General features: G+C 71.8%; 17 protein-coding genes. 9 read left to right on the top strand and 8 right to left on the bottom strand.

Features of this window, described 5'->3' with window-relative positions; translation table 11 throughout:
* Positions 1-50 precede the first annotated feature (50 nt).
* Positions 51-1,445: a glutamine synthetase family protein gene (locus tag KHC27_RS20590; protein WP_213341777.1), complete on the bottom strand. Its 1,395-nt coding sequence runs from the start codon at positions 1,443-1,445 to the stop codon at positions 51-53.
* Between the two features lie 161 nt (positions 1,446-1,606).
* Here KHC27_RS20590 and KHC27_RS20585 point away from each other — a divergent pair, with 161 nt between their 5' ends.
* From KHC27_RS20585 to KHC27_RS20570, 4 genes are all read left to right on the top strand, one after another.
* Entirely contained in the window at positions 1,607-2,989 is a 1,383-nt protein-coding gene (locus KHC27_RS20585) for an aspartate aminotransferase family protein (protein WP_213341775.1), read from the top strand.
* Positions 2,990-3,167: 178 nt separating this feature from the next.
* Positions 3,168-3,776, top strand: coding sequence for a MarR family winged helix-turn-helix transcriptional regulator (locus KHC27_RS20580; RefSeq protein WP_213341773.1), 609 nt, complete (start codon positions 3,168-3,170; stop codon positions 3,774-3,776).
* Positions 3,746-4,087, top strand: coding sequence for a DUF1398 domain-containing protein (locus tag KHC27_RS20575; protein WP_246520161.1), 342 nt, complete (start codon positions 3,746-3,748; stop codon positions 4,085-4,087). The genes KHC27_RS20580 and KHC27_RS20575 overlap by 31 nt, the downstream gene beginning before the upstream one ends.
* A gap of 166 nt (positions 4,088-4,253) precedes the next feature.
* Positions 4,254-5,633 carry a transaminase gene (locus tag KHC27_RS20570; protein ID WP_213341769.1) on the top strand — a complete coding sequence of 460 codons (1,380 nt, stop codon included), beginning with the start codon at positions 4,254-4,256 and terminating at the stop codon, positions 5,631-5,633.
* Positions 5,634-5,811: 178 nt separating this feature from the next.
* On the opposite strand, the gene KHC27_RS20565 is transcribed toward KHC27_RS20570, so the two are convergent.
* The gene (locus KHC27_RS20565) at positions 5,812-6,153 is read right to left on the bottom strand and encodes a rhodanese-like domain-containing protein (RefSeq protein ID WP_213341767.1); all 342 of its coding nucleotides are present in this window, start codon (positions 6,151-6,153) and stop codon (positions 5,812-5,814) included.
* A 98-nt stretch (positions 6,154-6,251) separates the two neighbouring features.
* Positions 6,252-7,259 carry a DMT family transporter gene (locus KHC27_RS20560; protein WP_213341765.1) on the bottom strand — a complete coding sequence of 336 codons (1,008 nt, stop codon included), beginning with the start codon at positions 7,257-7,259 and terminating at the stop codon, positions 6,252-6,254.
* 158 nt (positions 7,260-7,417) lie between these two features.
* Here KHC27_RS20560 and KHC27_RS20555 point away from each other — a divergent pair, with 158 nt between their 5' ends.
* Positions 7,418-8,287: a LysR substrate-binding domain-containing protein gene (locus KHC27_RS20555; RefSeq protein ID WP_213341763.1), complete on the top strand. Its 870-nt coding sequence runs from the start codon at positions 7,418-7,420 to the stop codon at positions 8,285-8,287.
* Between the two features lie 216 nt (positions 8,288-8,503).
* Positions 8,504-9,763 (top strand): chromate efflux transporter, encoded by a 1,260-nt coding sequence (chrA, locus tag KHC27_RS20550; protein ID WP_213341761.1) that lies wholly within the window; start codon positions 8,504-8,506, stop codon positions 9,761-9,763.
* Positions 9,764-9,794: 31 nt separating this feature from the next.
* On the opposite strand, the gene KHC27_RS20545 is transcribed toward chrA, so the two are convergent.
* The gene (locus tag KHC27_RS20545) at positions 9,795-10,565 is read right to left on the bottom strand and encodes an SDR family NAD(P)-dependent oxidoreductase (protein ID WP_213341759.1); all 771 of its coding nucleotides are present in this window, start codon (positions 10,563-10,565) and stop codon (positions 9,795-9,797) included.
* Between the two features lie 318 nt (positions 10,566-10,883).
* Here KHC27_RS20545 and KHC27_RS20540 point away from each other — a divergent pair, with 318 nt between their 5' ends.
* The gene (locus KHC27_RS20540) at positions 10,884-11,462 is read left to right on the top strand and encodes a protease inhibitor Inh/omp19 family protein (RefSeq protein WP_246520160.1); all 579 of its coding nucleotides are present in this window, start codon (positions 10,884-10,886) and stop codon (positions 11,460-11,462) included.
* 246 nt (positions 11,463-11,708) lie between these two features.
* Positions 11,709-11,981 carry a transferase gene (locus KHC27_RS20535; RefSeq protein WP_213341754.1) on the top strand — a complete coding sequence of 91 codons (273 nt, stop codon included), beginning with the start codon at positions 11,709-11,711 and terminating at the stop codon, positions 11,979-11,981.
* A 113-nt stretch (positions 11,982-12,094) separates the two neighbouring features.
* On the opposite strand, the gene pssA is transcribed toward KHC27_RS20535, so the two are convergent.
* The 4 genes from pssA to KHC27_RS20515 form a co-directional block, all read right to left on the bottom strand.
* Positions 12,095-12,991, bottom strand: coding sequence for a CDP-diacylglycerol--serine O-phosphatidyltransferase (gene pssA / locus KHC27_RS20530; protein ID WP_213341752.1), 897 nt, complete (start codon positions 12,989-12,991; stop codon positions 12,095-12,097).
* A 46-nt stretch (positions 12,992-13,037) separates the two neighbouring features.
* Positions 13,038-13,736 (bottom strand): phosphatidylserine decarboxylase, encoded by a 699-nt coding sequence (locus tag KHC27_RS20525; protein WP_213341750.1) that lies wholly within the window; start codon positions 13,734-13,736, stop codon positions 13,038-13,040.
* A 229-nt stretch (positions 13,737-13,965) separates the two neighbouring features.
* Positions 13,966-15,918: an ABCB family ABC transporter ATP-binding protein/permease gene (locus KHC27_RS20520; RefSeq protein ID WP_213341749.1), complete on the bottom strand. Its 1,953-nt coding sequence runs from the start codon at positions 15,916-15,918 to the stop codon at positions 13,966-13,968.
* Entirely contained in the window at positions 15,915-16,343 is a 429-nt protein-coding gene (locus tag KHC27_RS20515) for an ArsR/SmtB family transcription factor (protein ID WP_213341747.1), read from the bottom strand. Before KHC27_RS20515 ends, KHC27_RS20520 begins: the two co-directional genes overlap by 4 nt.
* 221 nt (positions 16,344-16,564) lie before the next feature.
* Between KHC27_RS20515 and KHC27_RS20510 the strand changes: the two genes are divergently transcribed.
* Positions 16,565-17,485 (top strand): hypothetical protein, encoded by a 921-nt coding sequence (locus tag KHC27_RS20510; protein ID WP_213341745.1) that lies wholly within the window; start codon positions 16,565-16,567, stop codon positions 17,483-17,485.
* Positions 17,486-17,513 lie beyond the last annotated feature (28 nt).

Raw genomic sequence — 17,513 nt, 5'->3', positions numbered from 1 at the left:
AGCTGGCCGCGAAAGATACCCGCCCCCGCCAGCGCGGCGGGGGCGCCGGCTCAGAGATAGGTGTCATATTCCAGCGGGTTGATGCGCCGCTCGAAGGCCGCCAGCTCCGCCGCCTTCATGATGGCGTAGACGCGCTGGTAGTGCTCGCCGAAGGCCCGCGCGACGAAGGCGGAACCGGCGAAGTTGGCGATCGCGGCCTGCATGGAATGCGAGAGGTGCGGCGCCTCCTGCTCATAGGCGTTGCCGGTGAGCGGCGCCGGCGGCTCCAGCCGCTGCTCGATGCCCTCCAGCATGCCGGCGAGAATGCCGGCGAGGACGAGGTGGGGGTGGGCGTCGGCACCGGCGATGCGGTGCTCCAGCCGGCGCGCCTTGGGCGGGCCGTTGGGCACCCGCACCGCGACCGCCCGGTTGTCGAAGCCCCAGGAGACGCTGGTGGGGGCGTAGCTGCCCGGCACCAGCCGGCGGAAGCCGTTGAAGCCCGGCACGTAGAACACGCAGGTGTCGGCCATGGTGGCCAGCATGCCCGCCGCCGCCTGCCGCAGCAGCACCTCGCCGGCCTCGCCCGCGCCGAAGGCGTTGCCGCCCGCGCTGTCGGTGAGGCTCACATGCACATGCATGCCGGAGCCGGCGAATTCCAGGAAGGGCTTGGCCATGAAGCTGGCGCGCAGCCCGTTGCGCCGCGCCACCCCGTCGATGAGGCGGCGCAGCAGGATGGCGTCGTCCGCCGCCGCCATGGCGTCGCGGCGGTGATAGAGGTTCACCTCGAACTGGCCGGGCGCGGCCTCGGAGATCACGGTGTCCGCCGGCAGGCCCTGGATGCGCGCCGCCTCGCGGATTTCGTGCAGCAGCGGGGCGTGGGCGTCGAGGTCCGACATGGCATACATGTTCTGCCGGGCCGGGCCGTTGCGGGCGGGGAAGACCGGCTCGGGGGCGCCGTCGGGGCCGGGCGCCGGCTTCATCAGGTAGAATTCGAGCTCGAAGGCGACGCAGGGGTGCAGCCCCAGCGCGGCGAGCCGCTCGACCTGGCGGGCGAGCTGGTGGCGCGGGTCGAGCTCCCACGGCCGGGCGCCGCCACGGCCATCCGGCTCGTGCATGGTGATCATGACCTGCGCGGAAGGGCGCGGCGCCCACGGCACCGGGGTGAGCGTGCCGGGAACCGGGCGACACAGCCCGTCGCGGTCGCCGGTTTCGATGTGGATGCCGGTCTCCTCCACCTCGCGGCCCCAGATGTCGAGCCCGAAGATCGAGAGCGGGATGGCGACGCCGTCGGACCAGATCTTGGCGGCCGCCGGGCCCGGGAGCCATTTGCCACGGAGGATGCCGTGGGTGTCGGGAAGCAGTACCTCGACGATCTCGGGCGCGCCGTGGCGCGCGAGATAGGCGGAGAGTTCGTCGCCCTCATGGGGCGCGGCGGCCGCGGCCGGCGCGGCTTCGGTGGACGGCATGATGTCTTCCGGATGGTGCCTGCGTAAGTGTGGACATGGCGGAGGGGGCGCGGTCAAGCCGCGCCTCCCCCGCACCTGTCCCGCCCTTGTGCCACGACAACGGGCTTGACGCACGCGAAATGTGATCACATTCTCCCGGCCAACCACGGAAGGCCGGGATCATGACTCTCCACAAGACCACCGCCGAACTGCGCGCGCTCGACGCCGCGCACCATCTCCACCCCTTCAGCGACACCCGCGCGCTGAACGCCGAGGGCTCGCGCGTCATCGTCAAGGGCGAGGGCGTGTGGCTGACGGATTCCGACGGCAACCGCTATCTCGACGGGATGTCCGGGCTGTGGTGCGTCAATGTCGGCTATGGCCGCGACGAGATCGCCGACGCGGTGGCGGCCCAGCTGCGCGAGCTGCCCTATTACAACACCTTCTTCAAGACCACCCACACCCCGGTCATCGAGCTGGCGGCGAAGCTGGCGGAGCTAACTCCGCCGCAGTTCAACCGGGTGTTCTTCACCGGCTCCGGCTCGGAATCCAACGACACGGTGATCCGGCTGGTACGGCGCTACTTCGACATCAAGCAGCAGCCGAACAAGAAGGTCATCATCTCCCGCCGCAACGCCTATCACGGCTCGACCGTCGGCGCGGCGAGCCTCGGGGGCATGGTGCCGATGCACGAGCAGGGCAACCTGCCGATCCCCGGCATCGTCCACATCGCCCAGCCCTATTTCTGGGGGGAGGCCCGCCAGGGCGAGACGCCGGAGGAATTCGGCCTGCGCACCGCCCAGGCGCTGGAAGCCACCATCGACGCCCTCGGCGAGGACAAGATCGCCGCCTTCATCGCCGAGCCGATCCAGGGCGCCGGCGGCGTCATCATCCCGCCCGCCACCTACTGGCCGGAGATCGCCCGCATCTGCCGCGAGCGCGACATCCTGTTCATCTCCGACGAGGTGATCTGCGGCTTCGGGCGCACCGGCAACTGGTTCGGCTGCCAGACCTTCGGCACCCAGCCGGACATCCTCGTCATGGCGAAGGGCATCACCTCCGGCTACATGCCGCTGGGCGGGGTGATGGTGGCCGACCGCGTGGTCGACGTGCTGCTGGAAGGCGGCGACTTCAACCATGGCTACACCTATTCCGGCCACCCCGCCGCCTGCGCCGCGGCGCTGGTCAATCTCGACATCATGGTGCGCGAGGATCTGGTCGGCCGGGTCGCCCGCGACGTCGGGCCCTACCTCAAGGCGAAGTGGACCGCGCTCGCCGACCATCCGCTGGTGGGCGAGGCGCCCGCGCTCGGCATGGTGGCGGCGCTGGAGCTGACCCCCGACAAGGTGGGCCGCACCAAATTCCCCGATGTCGGCAAGGTGGGCACGCTGGCGCGCGACTTCTCCTTCAAGAACGGGCTCGTCATGCGCGCGGTGCGCGACCGGCTGATCATCGCCCCGCCGCTGGTCATCTCGCACGGGGAGATTGACGAACTGGTCACCCGCGCCCGCAAGACGCTGGACGACACCTGGGGCGAGCTGAAGCGGCTGGGCTGGACGGGCTGAGGCGTCCTCCCCGGCACCACCCACGCGGCGGGGCAGCGACGCTCCCGCCGCGCAGGCCGGCGACGGCGCGCCGCAGCCGTCGACGGTGAGGCGCGGCCGCGCGGGCCGTTGGCGCCGCGCCTGTGATTGACCAGGAAGCCATCGCGATGTCGTTTCCTGGTCAATCAAACAGACCGCCATGGCCGACGACATCGCCTTCGACCGCACGACGCCGCAAGGGCCGGTTACCGAGCTGTCGGATCATCTCGGCGTCCGGCTGCGCCTCGTCGCCAACCATGTCTCCCACGCCTTCGCCGCCAAACGGGCGGACCGGGAGGTGACCGTGGCGGAGTGGGCCGTGCTGCGCGCGCTCTATGACCGGGGGCCCGCCGCACCCAGCCGCCTCGCCGACGAGATGGGCCTCCCCCGCGGCGCCATCACCCGCCTCGCCGACCGGCTGATCGCCAAGGCCCTGCTCCGGCGGGAGGCCCGCGCCGGGAATGGCCGCGCCCAGACCCTCGCCCTTACCGAGCGGGGCGCCGGGCTGGTGCCGGAGCTGGCGACGCCGGCCGACCGCGAGGATGCCGACTTCTTCCAGCGCGGGAGCGCGCCGGAGCGCGAGACCCTGATGCGGCTTCTGCGGCGCATGGCCCAGCGGTCCGGCATGACCGCGACGCCGATCGCCCGAGACCATCGCCGCCACCCCGGAGACCACCCATGGACGAACACCAGAAGGCGACCGCCCGGGCCTGCCTCGAAGCGGCCGAAGCCAATGCGATGCACTTCCCCCGGATCGTCGGCGCGCTGATGGCGGCCGGCTTCGAGAGCCATGCGGTGGACTTCCGCCGGGCGCGGGCGACCTGCTTCCCGCCCGATGGGCAGAACATCGAGCCGCCGGTGGCCGCCCCCGCCGGCGCCGTCGCGCCGGTGTTCGACACCGCCGGGCTTCAGGCCACCCTCCGCGAAGCGCAGGTGCCGGTGCCGGGCTATTCCTGTCGCGGCTTCTGCGAGAAGGCGGTGGCCGCCGGCTGCGCCGGTTATGTCGTCTCCGTCTCCGGGCGGCGCGCGCGCCATCTCGGCCGCACCGCCGAGATTAATGTCGAGCCCTTCCCCCAGTGAAGACGCCGCCATCCGCCGCCACCCGGATGTGTCCGCCGTCGCCCGCGTTGCCACGGGCTCGCCGCCTGCTCTAAATTCGTTTCCGCGACCTGCGCCCGGGGGCTGCGGAGGACGGCCTGCCGCCCCGCGACGCCCCCCTCTCACGCCTTTAGACGGAGCCGCCGTCATGACCGTTTCCCTGCCCGCCGAATCCGTGTCCGGCGCCTCGCCCTCCCGGGTTTCCGCGCTGCGTGCCGAGGCGGAGGCGCTCTATCTCGGCACCCGCCCCAGGACCCGCGCCGCCGCCGCCGCCACCACCCATCTGTATGACGGCGTCCCCATGCACTGGATGAGCGACTGGTCGACCCCGGTGCCGCTGATCGTACAGGAGGCCCGCGGCGCCCGGCTCACCGATGTCGACGGCCACGGCTATGAGGATTTCTGCCTCGGCGATACGGCGGCGCTGTTCGGCCACAGCCCGCCGGCGCTGGTGGAGGCGCTGGCGCGGCAGATGCCGCAGGGGCTCGCCACCATGCTGCCGACACCGGACGCCGGCGCGGTGGGCGACCTGCTGGCGCGCCGCTTCGGCCTTCCCCGCTGGCAGATCGCCACCACCGCCTCGGACGCCAACCGCTTCGCGCTGCGCGCCGCCCGTGCCGCCACCGGGCGCCCGCGCATCCTCGTCTTCGACGGGGCCTATCACGGCGCGGTGGACGAGACCTTCGTGGAGCTTTCCGCGGCCGGCACGCCGGGGAACAAGGCGAGCCTGCTCGGCGAGCCGCGCGACCTCACCACCCTCACCCGCATCATCCCGTTCAACGACGTCGCCGCGCTGGAGGAGGCGCTGGCGGACCGCACGGTGGCCTGCGTCATCACCGAGCCGGCGCTCACCAACTGCGCGATGGTGCTGCCGACCCCCGGCTTCCACGCCGCGCTGCGCGAGATCACCCGCCGCACCGGCACGCTGCTGCTGATCGACGAGACCCACACGCTCTCCACCGCGCCCGGCGGCTATGCCGCCTTGCACGGGCTGGAGCCGGACCTGCTGGTGGTGGGCAAGGCCATCGCCGGCGGGGTGCCGACCGCCGTATGGGGGATGAGCGAGGAGACCGCGCGGCGCTTCCGCCAGGCCAAGCAGCGCGCGGCCGACGGGCATTCCGGCATCGGCACCACGCTCTCGGGCAGCCCGCTGCAGCTCGCGGCGCTGCGGGCGACGCTGGAACAGGTCGCGACCGAGGCGGCCTATGCCCACATGAACGCGCTCGCCGACCGGCTGGAGACCGGGCTCACCGCGGTCATCGACCGCGCCGGCCTACCCTGGCACATCGCGCGCTGCGGCGCGCGGGTGGAGGTGGTGCGGGCGCCGCAGCCCTGCCGCACCGGCGCCGAGGCGCGGCTGGCGCATTTCCCCGCGCTGGAAGCGGCGATCCACCTCGCGCTGCTGGTGCGCGGGGTGCTGATCTCGCCCTTCCACGACATGATGCTGTGCTCACCCGCGACCACGGCGGCGCAGGTCGACCGGCTGGTCGCCGCCACCGGCGAGGTGATCGACCGGCTCGCCGACTGACGAGGAACCGGAACAGGGCCGACGGAAACCCGCCGGTCCGCCATGGCGGCCGGAGAACGCGGCGGGGGAACGCGGCGGGAGAACGCGGCGGGGGAACGCGGCGGGGGAACGCGGCGGGAGAACGCGGCGGGCGCCGCGTCCCTCGCGGCCCCCGCACCGGGGCTTGCCCCGGCGGCGCTCAGCCCTGCTCGGTCTCGAAACCCGCTTCCTTCCACGCCAGTATGCCGCCGGCCATGTGGCGGTGAAGGTCGATGCCCTGCGCCTGCGCCGCCGCGGCGGCCTTCTGCGAGCGCTGGCCCGAGCGGCAGGAGAACACCAGCGTCCGGCCCTCGGGATCGGGCAGCGCCGCCGCGTCGAAGGTCGAGAGCGGGAAGTCGACCGCGCCGGGAATACGCTCGGCGGCGAGTTCGTTGGGCTCGCGGACATCGACCAGCAGGATGGAACCGTCGGCAAGGCCGGCGCGGACCTCCTCCACGGAAAGATCCTCGATCACGCCGCCGAACGGATTGGGCCTCTGCATGTCACGCTCCTCGTTGTTTCCTCCGAGGTAGACCCGCGCCCGCGCCCGCGCAAGCGCCGGACGCCACGGCGAGGGCCAGGGCGAGCGCCGGCCGGCGCTCAGCGCGGCCGGACCGCCAGCACGCCGGCGACGATGAGGACACCGCCGGCCATGACGGTGAGCGAGGGCACCTCGCCGAACAGCAGCGCCGCGCCGGTGACGCCGACGAGAATCTGCAGCAGCAGCACCACCGAGATCAGCCCCGCCGGCAGCCGGCCGAGCGCGAAGGTGGTGAGCCCCTGTCCCGCCGCATGGGTGAGGATGCCGAGCCCGGCCACCGCCAGCAGCCCCTGCAGGCTCTGCGGCACCAGCGTCTCGCCGTTGCCCAGCGCCCAGGCGAGACAGAACACCGCGCCCGCCGCGGAGGAGACCAGCGACACCATGCCACCGCCCATGCCGGGCGAACCGTCCGCCGTGGGGCGCCGCACCACGCGGATGAACAGCATGTAGGCGGAATAGGCCGAGGCGGCGGCAAGGCACATGAGGTCGCCCGTCATCGAGCCGCCGAGCTGCACCCCGCTGCGCAGGATGATGACGCCCGCGCCGCCGAGGCCCAGCGCCAGCGCCGCGACGAGGCCGAGGGTCGGCCGCTCCGCCAGGACCAGCCAGCCCATCAGCACCACGAAGACCGGCGCCATGTTGCCGAGCAGCAGCCCGTTGGCGGTCGCGGTGCGGGCAAGCCCGGCATGGAACAGCACGAGATCGGTGGCGAAGAAGAAGCCCGCCGCCGCCCCGAGCCAGAGCTGCCGGCCGCTGAAGGGCAGCCGCCGTGCCGCCGCCGGCCGCGCGGCGCGCGTCGTGCGCAGCTCGGCATAAGCCCACAGCGCGGTGGGGCCCAGCGAGAAGATCAGCCGCCAGAACCCGATCGCCGCCGGCCCGACATCCGACAGCCGCACGAAAATGGCGGAGGAGCCGATGCACACCGCCGCCAGCAGCACCGCGGCGAAGGCCTGCCGTCGCTGCCGCGCCTCCAGCGCTTCCGACGTCATGGCGTGCGGCGACGTGGCGTGCGCGAGGCTTTCCAGCGACTCGGCGGTGGCGAGGGAGGCGGGAGGAGGCGGGGACATGGTTCACACGAGACTGCGCGGGCGAGCCGCAACGGGCGCTTCGCCGGATGGGCGATGGACTACACCCGCCGCTGGCATCAGCAAAGCGAATTTATTTGGTGGTTACATCACGAAGGATGATATGATTGTGACATCCCTTCACCGACGGAGGCACGCGGATGCGCCACCTCGACACCGAGTCGCTCGGCATGCTCATCGCCATCGTGGACACGGGCGGCTTCACCGCCGCGGCCGAGCGGGTCGGGCGCACCCAGTCCGCGGTCTCGGCGCGCATCGCCCAGCTCGAGGAGAGCCTGGGGGTGCGGCTGCTGGAGCGCTCGCGCCGGGGCATCGCCCTCACCGAGACCGGGGAGCGGCTGGTGGCCCATGCCCGCCGCCTGCTGGCCTATGAGAGCGAGGCGCTTTCCGACCTCAAGGGCGGCACGCCGGAAGGCAGCGTGCGGCTCGGCATGCCGGAAGACTATATCGACGCCTATTTCACCCCCGCCATCGCCCGCTTTGCCGCCGCCTATCCCCGCATCGAGATTTCCATACGCTGCGACCTCTCCAAGGCGCTGGAGCCGGAGGTGGAGCGCGGCCATCTCGACCTCGCCCTGTTCACCCGCGACCTCTCCCGGCCCACCGGGGAGTTGCTGAAGCGGGAGAAGATGCTCTGGCTCGCCGCCCGGGGCCACCGGCCGGAGCGCAACGACCCGCTGCCGCTCGCCCTGTTCCCCACCGGCTGCCGCGCCCGCCCGCACATCGCCGCCGCGCTGGACGCGGCGGGTCGCGGCTGGCGGGTGGCCTGCACCACCTCCTCCATGGGTGGCATCCACTCCGCGGTGGAGACCGGGCTGTGCATCACCGCGCTGCCGGAATGCGCCGCCCCGGCGGAATGGCGCCGGCTCGGCGCCGCCGAGGGCCTGCCGCCGCTGCCGGACACCGAGGTCGGCCTCGTGCTGGCGCCCGCCGCCTCCCCCGCCGCGCGCCGCCTCGCCGAGACGCTGCGCGCCGCCATGGCCACCCCGAAAGCCGCCGAAGCCGCCTGAGGCCATCGCCCCACCGGGCATGCCGGCTTGCAGCGAAGCAGTCCGCCGGCCGCGGCCAGCCCTCGGGCGGACCGACCCGCAACGCCATGGGGCGCGTGAATGCGACGGGGACGGCCGGACGGTGCCCGCGCGGGGCCGCTCGTGCCGTCATCCATTCTTCACGTGCGGGTCGCCCGGCGCCGGGCTACAGCGGGACGTCCGAGCCACGAGACCGCCATGACCGACGCCGCCACCGACGCCGCCTCCCCGCCCAGCCCGGCCTCCGGCACGCTCGAGGCGGCGCGGCCGCGCCACCCCGGCACGCCGGGCGAGGTGTTCGTCGCCTTCCTCAAGCTCGGGCTCACCTCCTTCGGCGGGCCGGTGGCGCATCTCGGCTTCTTCCGCGAGGAGTTCGTCGCCCGGCGTGGCTGGCTCTCCGAAGCCGCCTATGCCGATCTCGTGGCGCTGTGCCAGTTCCTGCCCGGCCCGGCCTCCAGCCAGGTCGGCATGGCGCTGGGGCTGCAGCGCGCCGGCCTCGCCGGCATGGGGCTGGCGTGGCTGGCCTTCACCCTGCCCTCGGCGCTGGCCATGCTCGCCTTCGCCTATGGGGTGGACGCGTTCGGCGGGCTCGCCACCACCCATGGCGTGCTGGCCGGGCTGAAGGCCGCGGCCGTCGCCATCGTCGCCAATGCGGTGCTGGGTATGGCCGCCTCGCTCTGCCCGGACCGGCCGCGCCGCAGCATCGCGCTGGTGGCGGCGGCGGTCGCCGCGCTCTCGGGCGCGCTGGGGCAGGTCGCCGTCATCCTCGGCGGCGGGCTGGTCGGGCTCGCGCTGCTTGCGGGGACGACGCGGGAGCCCCGACCGGCGCCGCCCGCCCCGGCCCGCGGGAGCCGGTGGACCTCGCTCGGCGCGCTCGCCCTCTTCGCCGCGCTGCTGGTACTGCTGCCGGTGCTGGCGCGAGCGACCGGCAGCACCGGGCTCGCGCTGTTCGATGCGCTCTACCGCGCCGGCGCGCTGGTGTTCGGCGGGGGCCATGTGGTGCTGCCGCTGATCGAGGCCGAGCTGGTGCATCCCGGCGGGCTGACGCGCGAGGCCTTCCTCGCCGGTTACGGCGCGGTGCAGGCCATGCCCGGCCCGCTGTTCAGCTTCGCGGCCTATGTCGGCGCCATGATGCCGGCGGCGCCGAACGGGGTGGCGGGCGGCCTGCTGGCGCTGGTGGCGGCCTTCCTGCCCTCGGCGCTGCTGGTCTATGCCGCCCTGCCCTACTGGGCGCGGCTGGCGGCCAACCCGCGCGCGGGCGCCGCGCTCGGCGGGGTCAATGCGGCGGTGGTCGGGCTGCTGGGCGCGGCGTTCTGGAACCCGGTGCTGACCTCCGGCGTCACCTCGGCGCCGAGCTTCGCCCTCGCCGCGCTGGCCTATGCCGCGCTCACCCAGTGGCGCGTTCCGGTGGTAGCGGTGGTAGCGGGCGCCGCCGTGGCCGGCGCCGCCGTGCTGTGACGGCCGGCGACGGGGACGGCGCGGCCGGGGTTCAGTCGCGCTGGATGCGGAAGGCGTTGAAGGCCTGGCAGGTCGGGAACACCTGCAGCCGGTTGATCTGCACATGGCGCGGCACGCTGCAGCAGAACAGCACCTGCTCGGCGATATCCTCCGCCGTGAGCGACTGGGTGCCGGCATAGACCTGGCCCGAGCGCGACTCGTCGCCGTGGAAGCGGACCAGCGAGAACTCGGTTTCCACCATGCCCGGCTCGATGTTGGTGGTGCGCACGCCGGTGCCGACCAGATCGGCCATCAGGTTGAGCGAGAACTGCTTCACGAAGGCCTTGGTGGCGCCATAGGCGTTGCCGCCGGGATAGGGGTAGTCGCCGGCGATCGAGCCGGTGAAGACGATGTGGCCCTCGCCGCGCTCGACCATGCCGGGCAGGGTCGCCTCGACGGTGTAGAGCAGGCCCTTGATGTTGGTGTCGACCATGTCGTCCCAGTCCTTCAGGCTGGCGCGCTGCGCCGGCTCGAGGCCGAGGGCAAGGCCGGCATTGGCGAAGACGACATTGAGCCGGGCGAACGGCTCCGGCAGGCCCGCCAGCGCGGCGGAGAGCGCCGCCTGGTCGCGCACATCCACCTCGAGCGGGTGCAGCCTCGGGCCCAGCTCGTCGCGCAGCGCGATGAGGCGGTCGGCCCGGCGGCCGGTGGCGACGACATGGGCGCCGGCTTCGACGAAGCGCCGCGCGGCGGCGGCGCCGATGCCGGAGGTGCCGCCCGTGACCAGAACCCTAAGCGTGGCGGGATCAAGCATCTGATACATGGTGCGGCCTCCTGTTGTGCATCGCGACATAGCGCGGCGGCGCGGCGGCGTCCATCACAGGTTCCGTGTCGCGTTGGCGGCAGCCGGCTGGGCCAGGACAGCCCCCCGACAGCCTCGCCGGGCTAAGGATTTGTTCAGCATGACCGAGCGTCGATACGGATTCGAGCGGGGAGCCGGCGTCCGGGCCATGGTGACGCCACGATCCTTGTCGAAAAAGCCAAGATTGTCGCCTTGCTCGGGCACTGCGGGTTGCCCGATGCTCTGGAACGACCAACGAGCACGCCGGCGGGCCGGCGTGTGGGGGTACGGAATATGAAGATGAACGCCGTCGCGCTGACCGCCATTGCCTTCGCCCTTGCTGGGTGCAGCACGGCGATCGATGGCTTCGGCCCGTCGGCGAAGACGCCCGTCGCCGATGCCGACCCGATCACCCCGGCGCCGAGCGGCTCGGTGGAAAGCTCCGCCGTTCCCGCGCCGACTCCGGCCACCGGAGCCTCGGCGGCCACGGCCGAGGCCGCCGTGACCCCGCGCCCCGCCGCGCAGAACGTCTCTCTCAGCCTGCCGGCCGCGACCGCGCCGGGCGGCGTCGCCTATGCCGACCCCGGCGCGACCCGCTCCCAGCTCGCCGGCACCTGGACCTATACGTGGGATGGTGGCCAGAAGACCTGCCCGCTCACCCTCACGACCGACCGCGGCATGTCCGGCTTCGCCGCCAGCGCCGATGTGAGCTGCCCGAACGATATCTTCATGACCAAGGGCTGGGACGTGTGGGGCAACGACATCGTGCTCCAGAACCATGTCGGCAAGGTCACCGCGCGGCTGAAGCCGGCGGGCGCCGGCCGCTATGACGGCGTCGCCACCAGCGACGGCAGCAGCGTGGCCCTGACCCGCTCCTGAAGCCGGGGCGGGCGCCGCCCGCCGACCGGCGGGCAGTTGCTACGAACTTCGAAATAAAACCTCACGTTGTTTGGTTTCCACTTGGCACGACTGACCACTGTCGTCGTGCGTTCATGATTCACTGCTCAACGTCTCCATCACATCATCGGGAACCATAAGAAACATGATGCGTTAAAGCGCGTCAGGGTTCATGGTTAGCCATGATCAAACCCGATTGATTCGGTCTGGTCATCGAAGGAGGTTGTGATGCTGCAGGTGTCCGCGACGTCTTCGGTTTCGATCCCGCCGCGCGACGGCGAGCTGGTCGGGCCGTCTGCGCCGGAGGGTGCGCGCGCCGTTCTGCGCCGCGATGCCGGCGGCGCGTCGGCGAGCAGCGTGTTCGCCCGGATGGCCCAGCACCTCGCCCATCTCGGCAACCCCACCGACGCCGAAGCGCTCCGGGAGCTGCGGCAGGCCTTTCCCGGCGTGCCGCTGTCGGCCCGCGTCGCCGCCCTGGCCGGCCGCAACCGCGGCCGCTGACGCCGCGCGGGTGGCCGCCGGCGGCCTGTTTCCAATCACGCGCCGGCCGGAAGGTCCGGCGCGTTTTGATTCGAAGGCCCGACCCGCCACGCGTCGACGCCGGGGCGCGCTGTTCAGTTGAGACGGTCGGGCCGGCCCTCGTCGAGGTCAACCGCGACCGGCGAAGAGGTCGGGGCATCGCCGGCCAGCGGCTCCTCTGTTCCGCCGGCAGCGGTGGCACGCAGATATTCCCGTTCGAGCTGCGCATAGCGCATGACCGAGAGCGGCATCAGCGCGAGATAGGCGATGGTCAGCAGCGCCAGCACCGCCCACGGCCACGTCACCAGCACCGCCACGAACAGCGCGACGCAGACGAAGAGCGGCAGCACCGCCTCGCGCGGGACCCGCGCGCCGAGCTTCTTGCCCGACCACGCCGGCAGCTTCGACACCATCAGCAGCGCGATGGCGAGGCAGTAGACCGCCGCCACCGCCGGCGAGGCGACGAGCCGCGGCAGCCCCACCAGTTCCAGATAGACCGGCAGCAGCACGCAGATGGCGCCCATCGGCGCGGGCACGCCGGTGAAGAAGTTGCTGGCGAAGTCCGGCTTGTTCGGATCCTCGAGCATCACGTTGAAGCGCGCCAGCCGCAGCGCGGCGCAGATGGCGAACGCCAGCGCCGCGATCCAGCCGATCGAGCCCAGCGTGTCGAGGCCCCACATATAGAGCACGATGCCCGGCGCCACGCCGAAGCACACGAAGTCCGAGAGGCTGTCCAGTTCGGCGCCGAAGCGCGAGGTGCCCTGCAGCATCCGCGCCAGCCGGCCGTCCATGCCGTCGAGCACGGCGGCGATGACGATGGCGCCGAGCGCCAGCTCCATGCGCCCTTCGATCGCCATGCGGATGCCGGTGAGGCCTGCGCAGAGCGCCAGCAGCGTCACGATGTTGGGGATGAGCAGCCGCACCGGTATGGCCTGGAAGCGGCGGCGGCGCGCTTGCGGGTCGGGCTCGAAAGGCGGAAAGGGTCGCGGCATGGGCCACTCCTGTTGCGGCGCCGGCCTGCGGCGCGGCGGGCGCGGGTCATCCGATCCTGAAGCTGGCGGGCGGCTGCGAATAGGCGAGATCGGCCAGCACGGTCTCGCCGGCCACGGCGCGCTGGCCTTCCGCCACCAGCGGCCGGGCGCCGGCGGGGAAATACACGTCGACGCGCGAGCCGAAGCGGATGAGGCCGAAACGCTCGCCGGTGGCGATCTCCTCGCCCTCGCGCACGAAGCAGACGATGCGCCGCGCCACCAGCCCGGCGATCTGCACCACCCCGACGAGGCCCGCCGCGGTCGCCAGCACCACGCCGTTGCGCTCGTTGTCCTCGCTCGCCTTGTCGAGATCGGCGCTGAGGAACTTGCCCGGCCGATAGGCGATGCGCGCCACCCGACCCGCCAGCGGCGCCCGGTTCACGTGGACGTCGAACACGTTCATGAAGATGCAGACCCGCGGCAGCGGCTCGCGGCCGAGGCCGAGCTCGGCCGGCGGCACGGCGGGGCCGACGAGGCACACCCGGCCATCGGCCGGCGCGATCACCAGCCCCTCGCGCAGCGGGGTGACGCGCTCGGGATCGCGGAAGAAATAGGCGATCCACGCCGTGATCAGCAGCGCGATCCAGCCCAGCGGCTGGAACAGCCACAGCAGCAGCCCGGACACCACCGCGCCGATGAGCAGGAAGGGGTAGCCTTCGCGGTGGATCGGCGTCAGGTCGTTGCGGAGAGTGTCGAGCAGGGACATCGTGTTTCCTAGCGGCAGCGCGGCGCTGCCTATCGCAGCGTCGCGTCGAAATCGCGGCATCGACGTGCCATGCCCCGGCCCGGCTGGCAAGGCGGCGGACCTTCGGGCGGCCGGCTCTTTCGCGGCCTCGCGCGATCGTGCCCCGCACGATCATACGCCACGCGATCCTGCCGCGCAGGATCGTGCCTCGCTCCGGCGGCACCGGCGATCCGGCCGGGCCGCCGCGGCGTCATTCCGCCGCGACGCCGTCCGGCAGGTCCGGCAGGCCGTCCGGGGCCGTGCCCGCCTCGCCGCTGGCGCGCAGGGTCTCGCGGGCCCGGTCCACCTCGCGCTGGCGCTGCCACATCGAGTGGTAGAGCCCGTGCCGGGCCATCAGCGCGGTGTGGGTGCCGCGCTCGGCGATGCGGCCGGCGGCGAGCACGATGATCTCGTCGGCGCCGATGACGGTGGAGAGCCGGTGCGCGATGACCAGCGTGGTGCGCCCGCGCGAGACCCGGTCCAGCGCGTCCTGGATCTCGTGCTCGGTGTGGCTGTCGAGCGCGGAAGTGGCTTCGTCGAGCAGCAGGATCGGCGGCGCCTTGAGGATGGTGCGGGCGATGGCGACGCGCTGCTTCTCGCCGCCGGAGAGCTTCAGCCCGCGCTCGCCGACCTCGGTGGCGAAGCCCTTCGGGGTGGTGCGGATGAAGCCGTCGATCTGGGCGAGGCGCGCCGCCTCCGCGACCTCTTCGTCGGAAGCACCGTTGCGGCCGTAGCGGATGTTGTAGGCCAGCGTGTCGTTGAACAGCACGGTGTCCTGCGGAACCATGCCGATGGCGGCGCGCAGGCTCTCCTGGGTGATGTCGCGAATGTCCTGCCCGTCGATGGTGATGCGCCCGGAGGAGACGTCGTAGAACCGGAACAGCAGCCGCGAGATGGTCGATTTGCCGGCGCCGGAGGGGCCGACGATGGCGACGGTGCGGCCGGCCGGCACCTCGAAGGAGACGCCCTTCAGGATCTCGCGGTCGGGATCGTAGGAGAAATGCACGTCCTCGAACCGCACCGTGCCGCCGGCGATCGCCAGCGGCCGGGCGGCCGGGGCGTCGCGCACCTCCGGCCGGCGGGCGAGCACGGCGAACATCGCCTCGATGTCGATGAGCGACTGCTTGATCTCGCGGTAGATCATGCCGAGGAAGTTCAGCGGCTGGTAGAGCTGGACCATCATGGCGTTGACCATGACGAAGGAGCCGACCGACTGCCGCCCGGCCCGGATGTCGAACACGCACAGCACCATCACCGCGGTGAGGCCCAGGGTGAAGATGGCGGCCTGCCCGGCATTGAGCCAGGCCAGCGAGGTGTGGGTGTGCACAGTCGCGCGCTCGTAGCGGGCCATGGAGCGGTCGTAGCGCGCCGCCTCCCAGCTCTCGGCGCCGAAATACTTCACCGTCTCGTAGTTCAGCAGGCTGTCGACCGCCTTGGCGTTGGCGTCGGTGTCGCTCTCGTTCATCGCCCGGCGGATGCCCATCCGGTACTCGGTCATGATGAAGGTGAAGACGGTGTAGCCCACGATCATCGCCACCGCCGCCGCGGCGTAGCGCCAGTCGAACTGCCAGAGCAGCACGCCGATGACCATGGCGAATTCCAGCACGGTCGGGGCGAGATGCAGCACCAGCATGCGCACGATGGTCTCGATGCCCTCGCGCGAGCGCTCGAGGACGCGGGTGAGCCCGCCGGTCTTGCGTTCGAGATGGAAGCGCAGCGACAGCGCGTGCATGTGCTCGAAGGTTTCCAGCGCGAGGCGGCGCACCGCGTGGACCGCCACCTTGGCGAACAGCCCGTCACGCCACTGGGTGAGGCCGGCCATGACGACGCGGGCGAAGCCATAGGCCAGCGTCAGCACCACCGGCCCGGCCAGGATGAGCCCCACCGTGTCGGTGGTGATGACAGCGCCTTCGCGCTCGGCCACCGCGTCGGTCGCCCATTTGAAGAGGAAGGGCGTGAACAGCGTCGCGATCTTGGCGAGGACGAGCAGCAGAAGGCCCCACAGCACGCGGGCGCGCAGGTCCATGCGGTCGGCGGGCCAGAGATAGGGCACCAGCCCGCGCAGCGCGACCCAGAGCGAGCCGCGCGGCGAGGCCGCCGCCGGGGCGCGCGGGGGAAGGCTGTTGGGACGCGCAGGCGCCGTCCCGCTGTCGGAAGCACTCATGATCGGGAAAGTCCGGTTGGGCCGGCCGTGACGCGGGGCGGCTCGCCGAGGGGGAAAACGGCGTCCGGCGACGCAGAGATGGGAGACGGCAAGGCGGGGGTCAAGCCGGCAGCGGACGGGGATTGCCCCGCGAGATCGGCCAGCAGCGGCGCCAGCGTCGCGGCCAGCCGGGCGACGACGGCGCGGTCCAACCCATAGCAGGAGCGCGGCCCTTCGATGGTGCCGGTGATGAGGCCGGCCTCCTTCAGCACCTTGAGATGCTGGGAGACGGTGGACTGGGCAAGGCTGAGCCCGCGCACGATCTCGCCGCACGGGCAGCGCTCCGCCCGCGCCAGCGCGCGCAGGATCGCCAGCCGCGCGGGATGGGCGAGCGCCCGCAGCCGCAGGGCGAGAAGATCGTCGGAATCGTCGGCAAGCTGATCCATCGGTGATCGTCGATAGACGATGATTGCGGCAGCGGGAAGACAGCCGCCCAGACGCGTCGCGGCCGCGCACCGGTGACGCAGCGTCATGTATAGATCGCGAAATCTAAGAATAAATTTAATCGGATATGAGAAAATAATAATACAAACGAATCTTCATTTCATGCTGACAGTATTGCGAATCACGATTACTTTTATCTCAAAATAACGGGAGGGGTGACGGTATGGGCGCGTTCGCAAGGCGGCGGGCGGCGGTGCGGCGTGTCTGGGTCGGTGCCGGCACCGGGCTTCTCCTGCTGGCGGGCCTGCCGGCGCATGCGGCCGACGCCGACGCGGGGGACAGCGATCCGGGATACGAGATCGACAGCGAGAACATCTTCGGCTTCACCGAAGGTTCCGACACCAATGACCGCGGCGAGCAGGAGGTATCGGTCGAGGCGACCGGCCGGTTCGGCCGCGCTGCCGGCGAGGCGGAGGGCGGCTCCCATTACGGCGCCGGGGAAGCGGAGGCCGAATATGAATACGGCGTCACCCGCAACCTCACCATCGGCGTCAGCGCCGCCCTCGCCTATCACGACATCAGCAACATCGACGGGCTGGAGGACATGGCCGCCGGCGGCTTCGGCGGGCTCGGCGCCGAGATCAAGTACCGCTTCCTGAGCTGGGAGCACGCGCCGCTGGGGCTGGCGGTCTCGATCGAGCCGGAATGGGGCCGCTATGACGACGATTCCGGCGAGCGGGTCGACAGCTTCGGCCTGCCGGTCCGGCTGCTGATGGACAAGGAGCTGGTGTCGGAGACGCTCTTCGGCGCCGTCAACCTCGGCTATCTCCCGGAGTGGGGCGGCGGCGAGGCGGAGAGCGGCCTGGAGGTTTCCGGCGCGCTGAGCTGGCAGGTGGCGCGCGGCCTCTTCCTCGGCGGCGAGCTGCGCTACCTCGCCGCCTTCGACGGCGCCGGGCTGAACCGCTTCGAGGGCGGCGCGCTCTATCTCGGGCCGAGCTTCTACGCCCAGCTCAGCAAGGCCGCCTATGTGAAGCTCGCCTACGCCTACCAGATCGCCGGCTCGTCGCCGGACAGCGACAACAACCTCGACCTCGTCAACCACGAGCGCCAGCAGCTCCTGCTCAAGCTGGGCGTGGAGTTCTAAAAGGGCTTGTCGACGGGCCTGCAGGGCG

Source organism: Ancylobacter lacus, assembly GCF_018390635.1.
GTDB lineage: Bacteria > Pseudomonadota > Alphaproteobacteria > Rhizobiales > Xanthobacteraceae > Ancylobacter > Ancylobacter lacus.
Note: the sequence above shows the minus strand (reverse complement) of the source record. Positions and strands in the feature narration are given on the sequence as shown.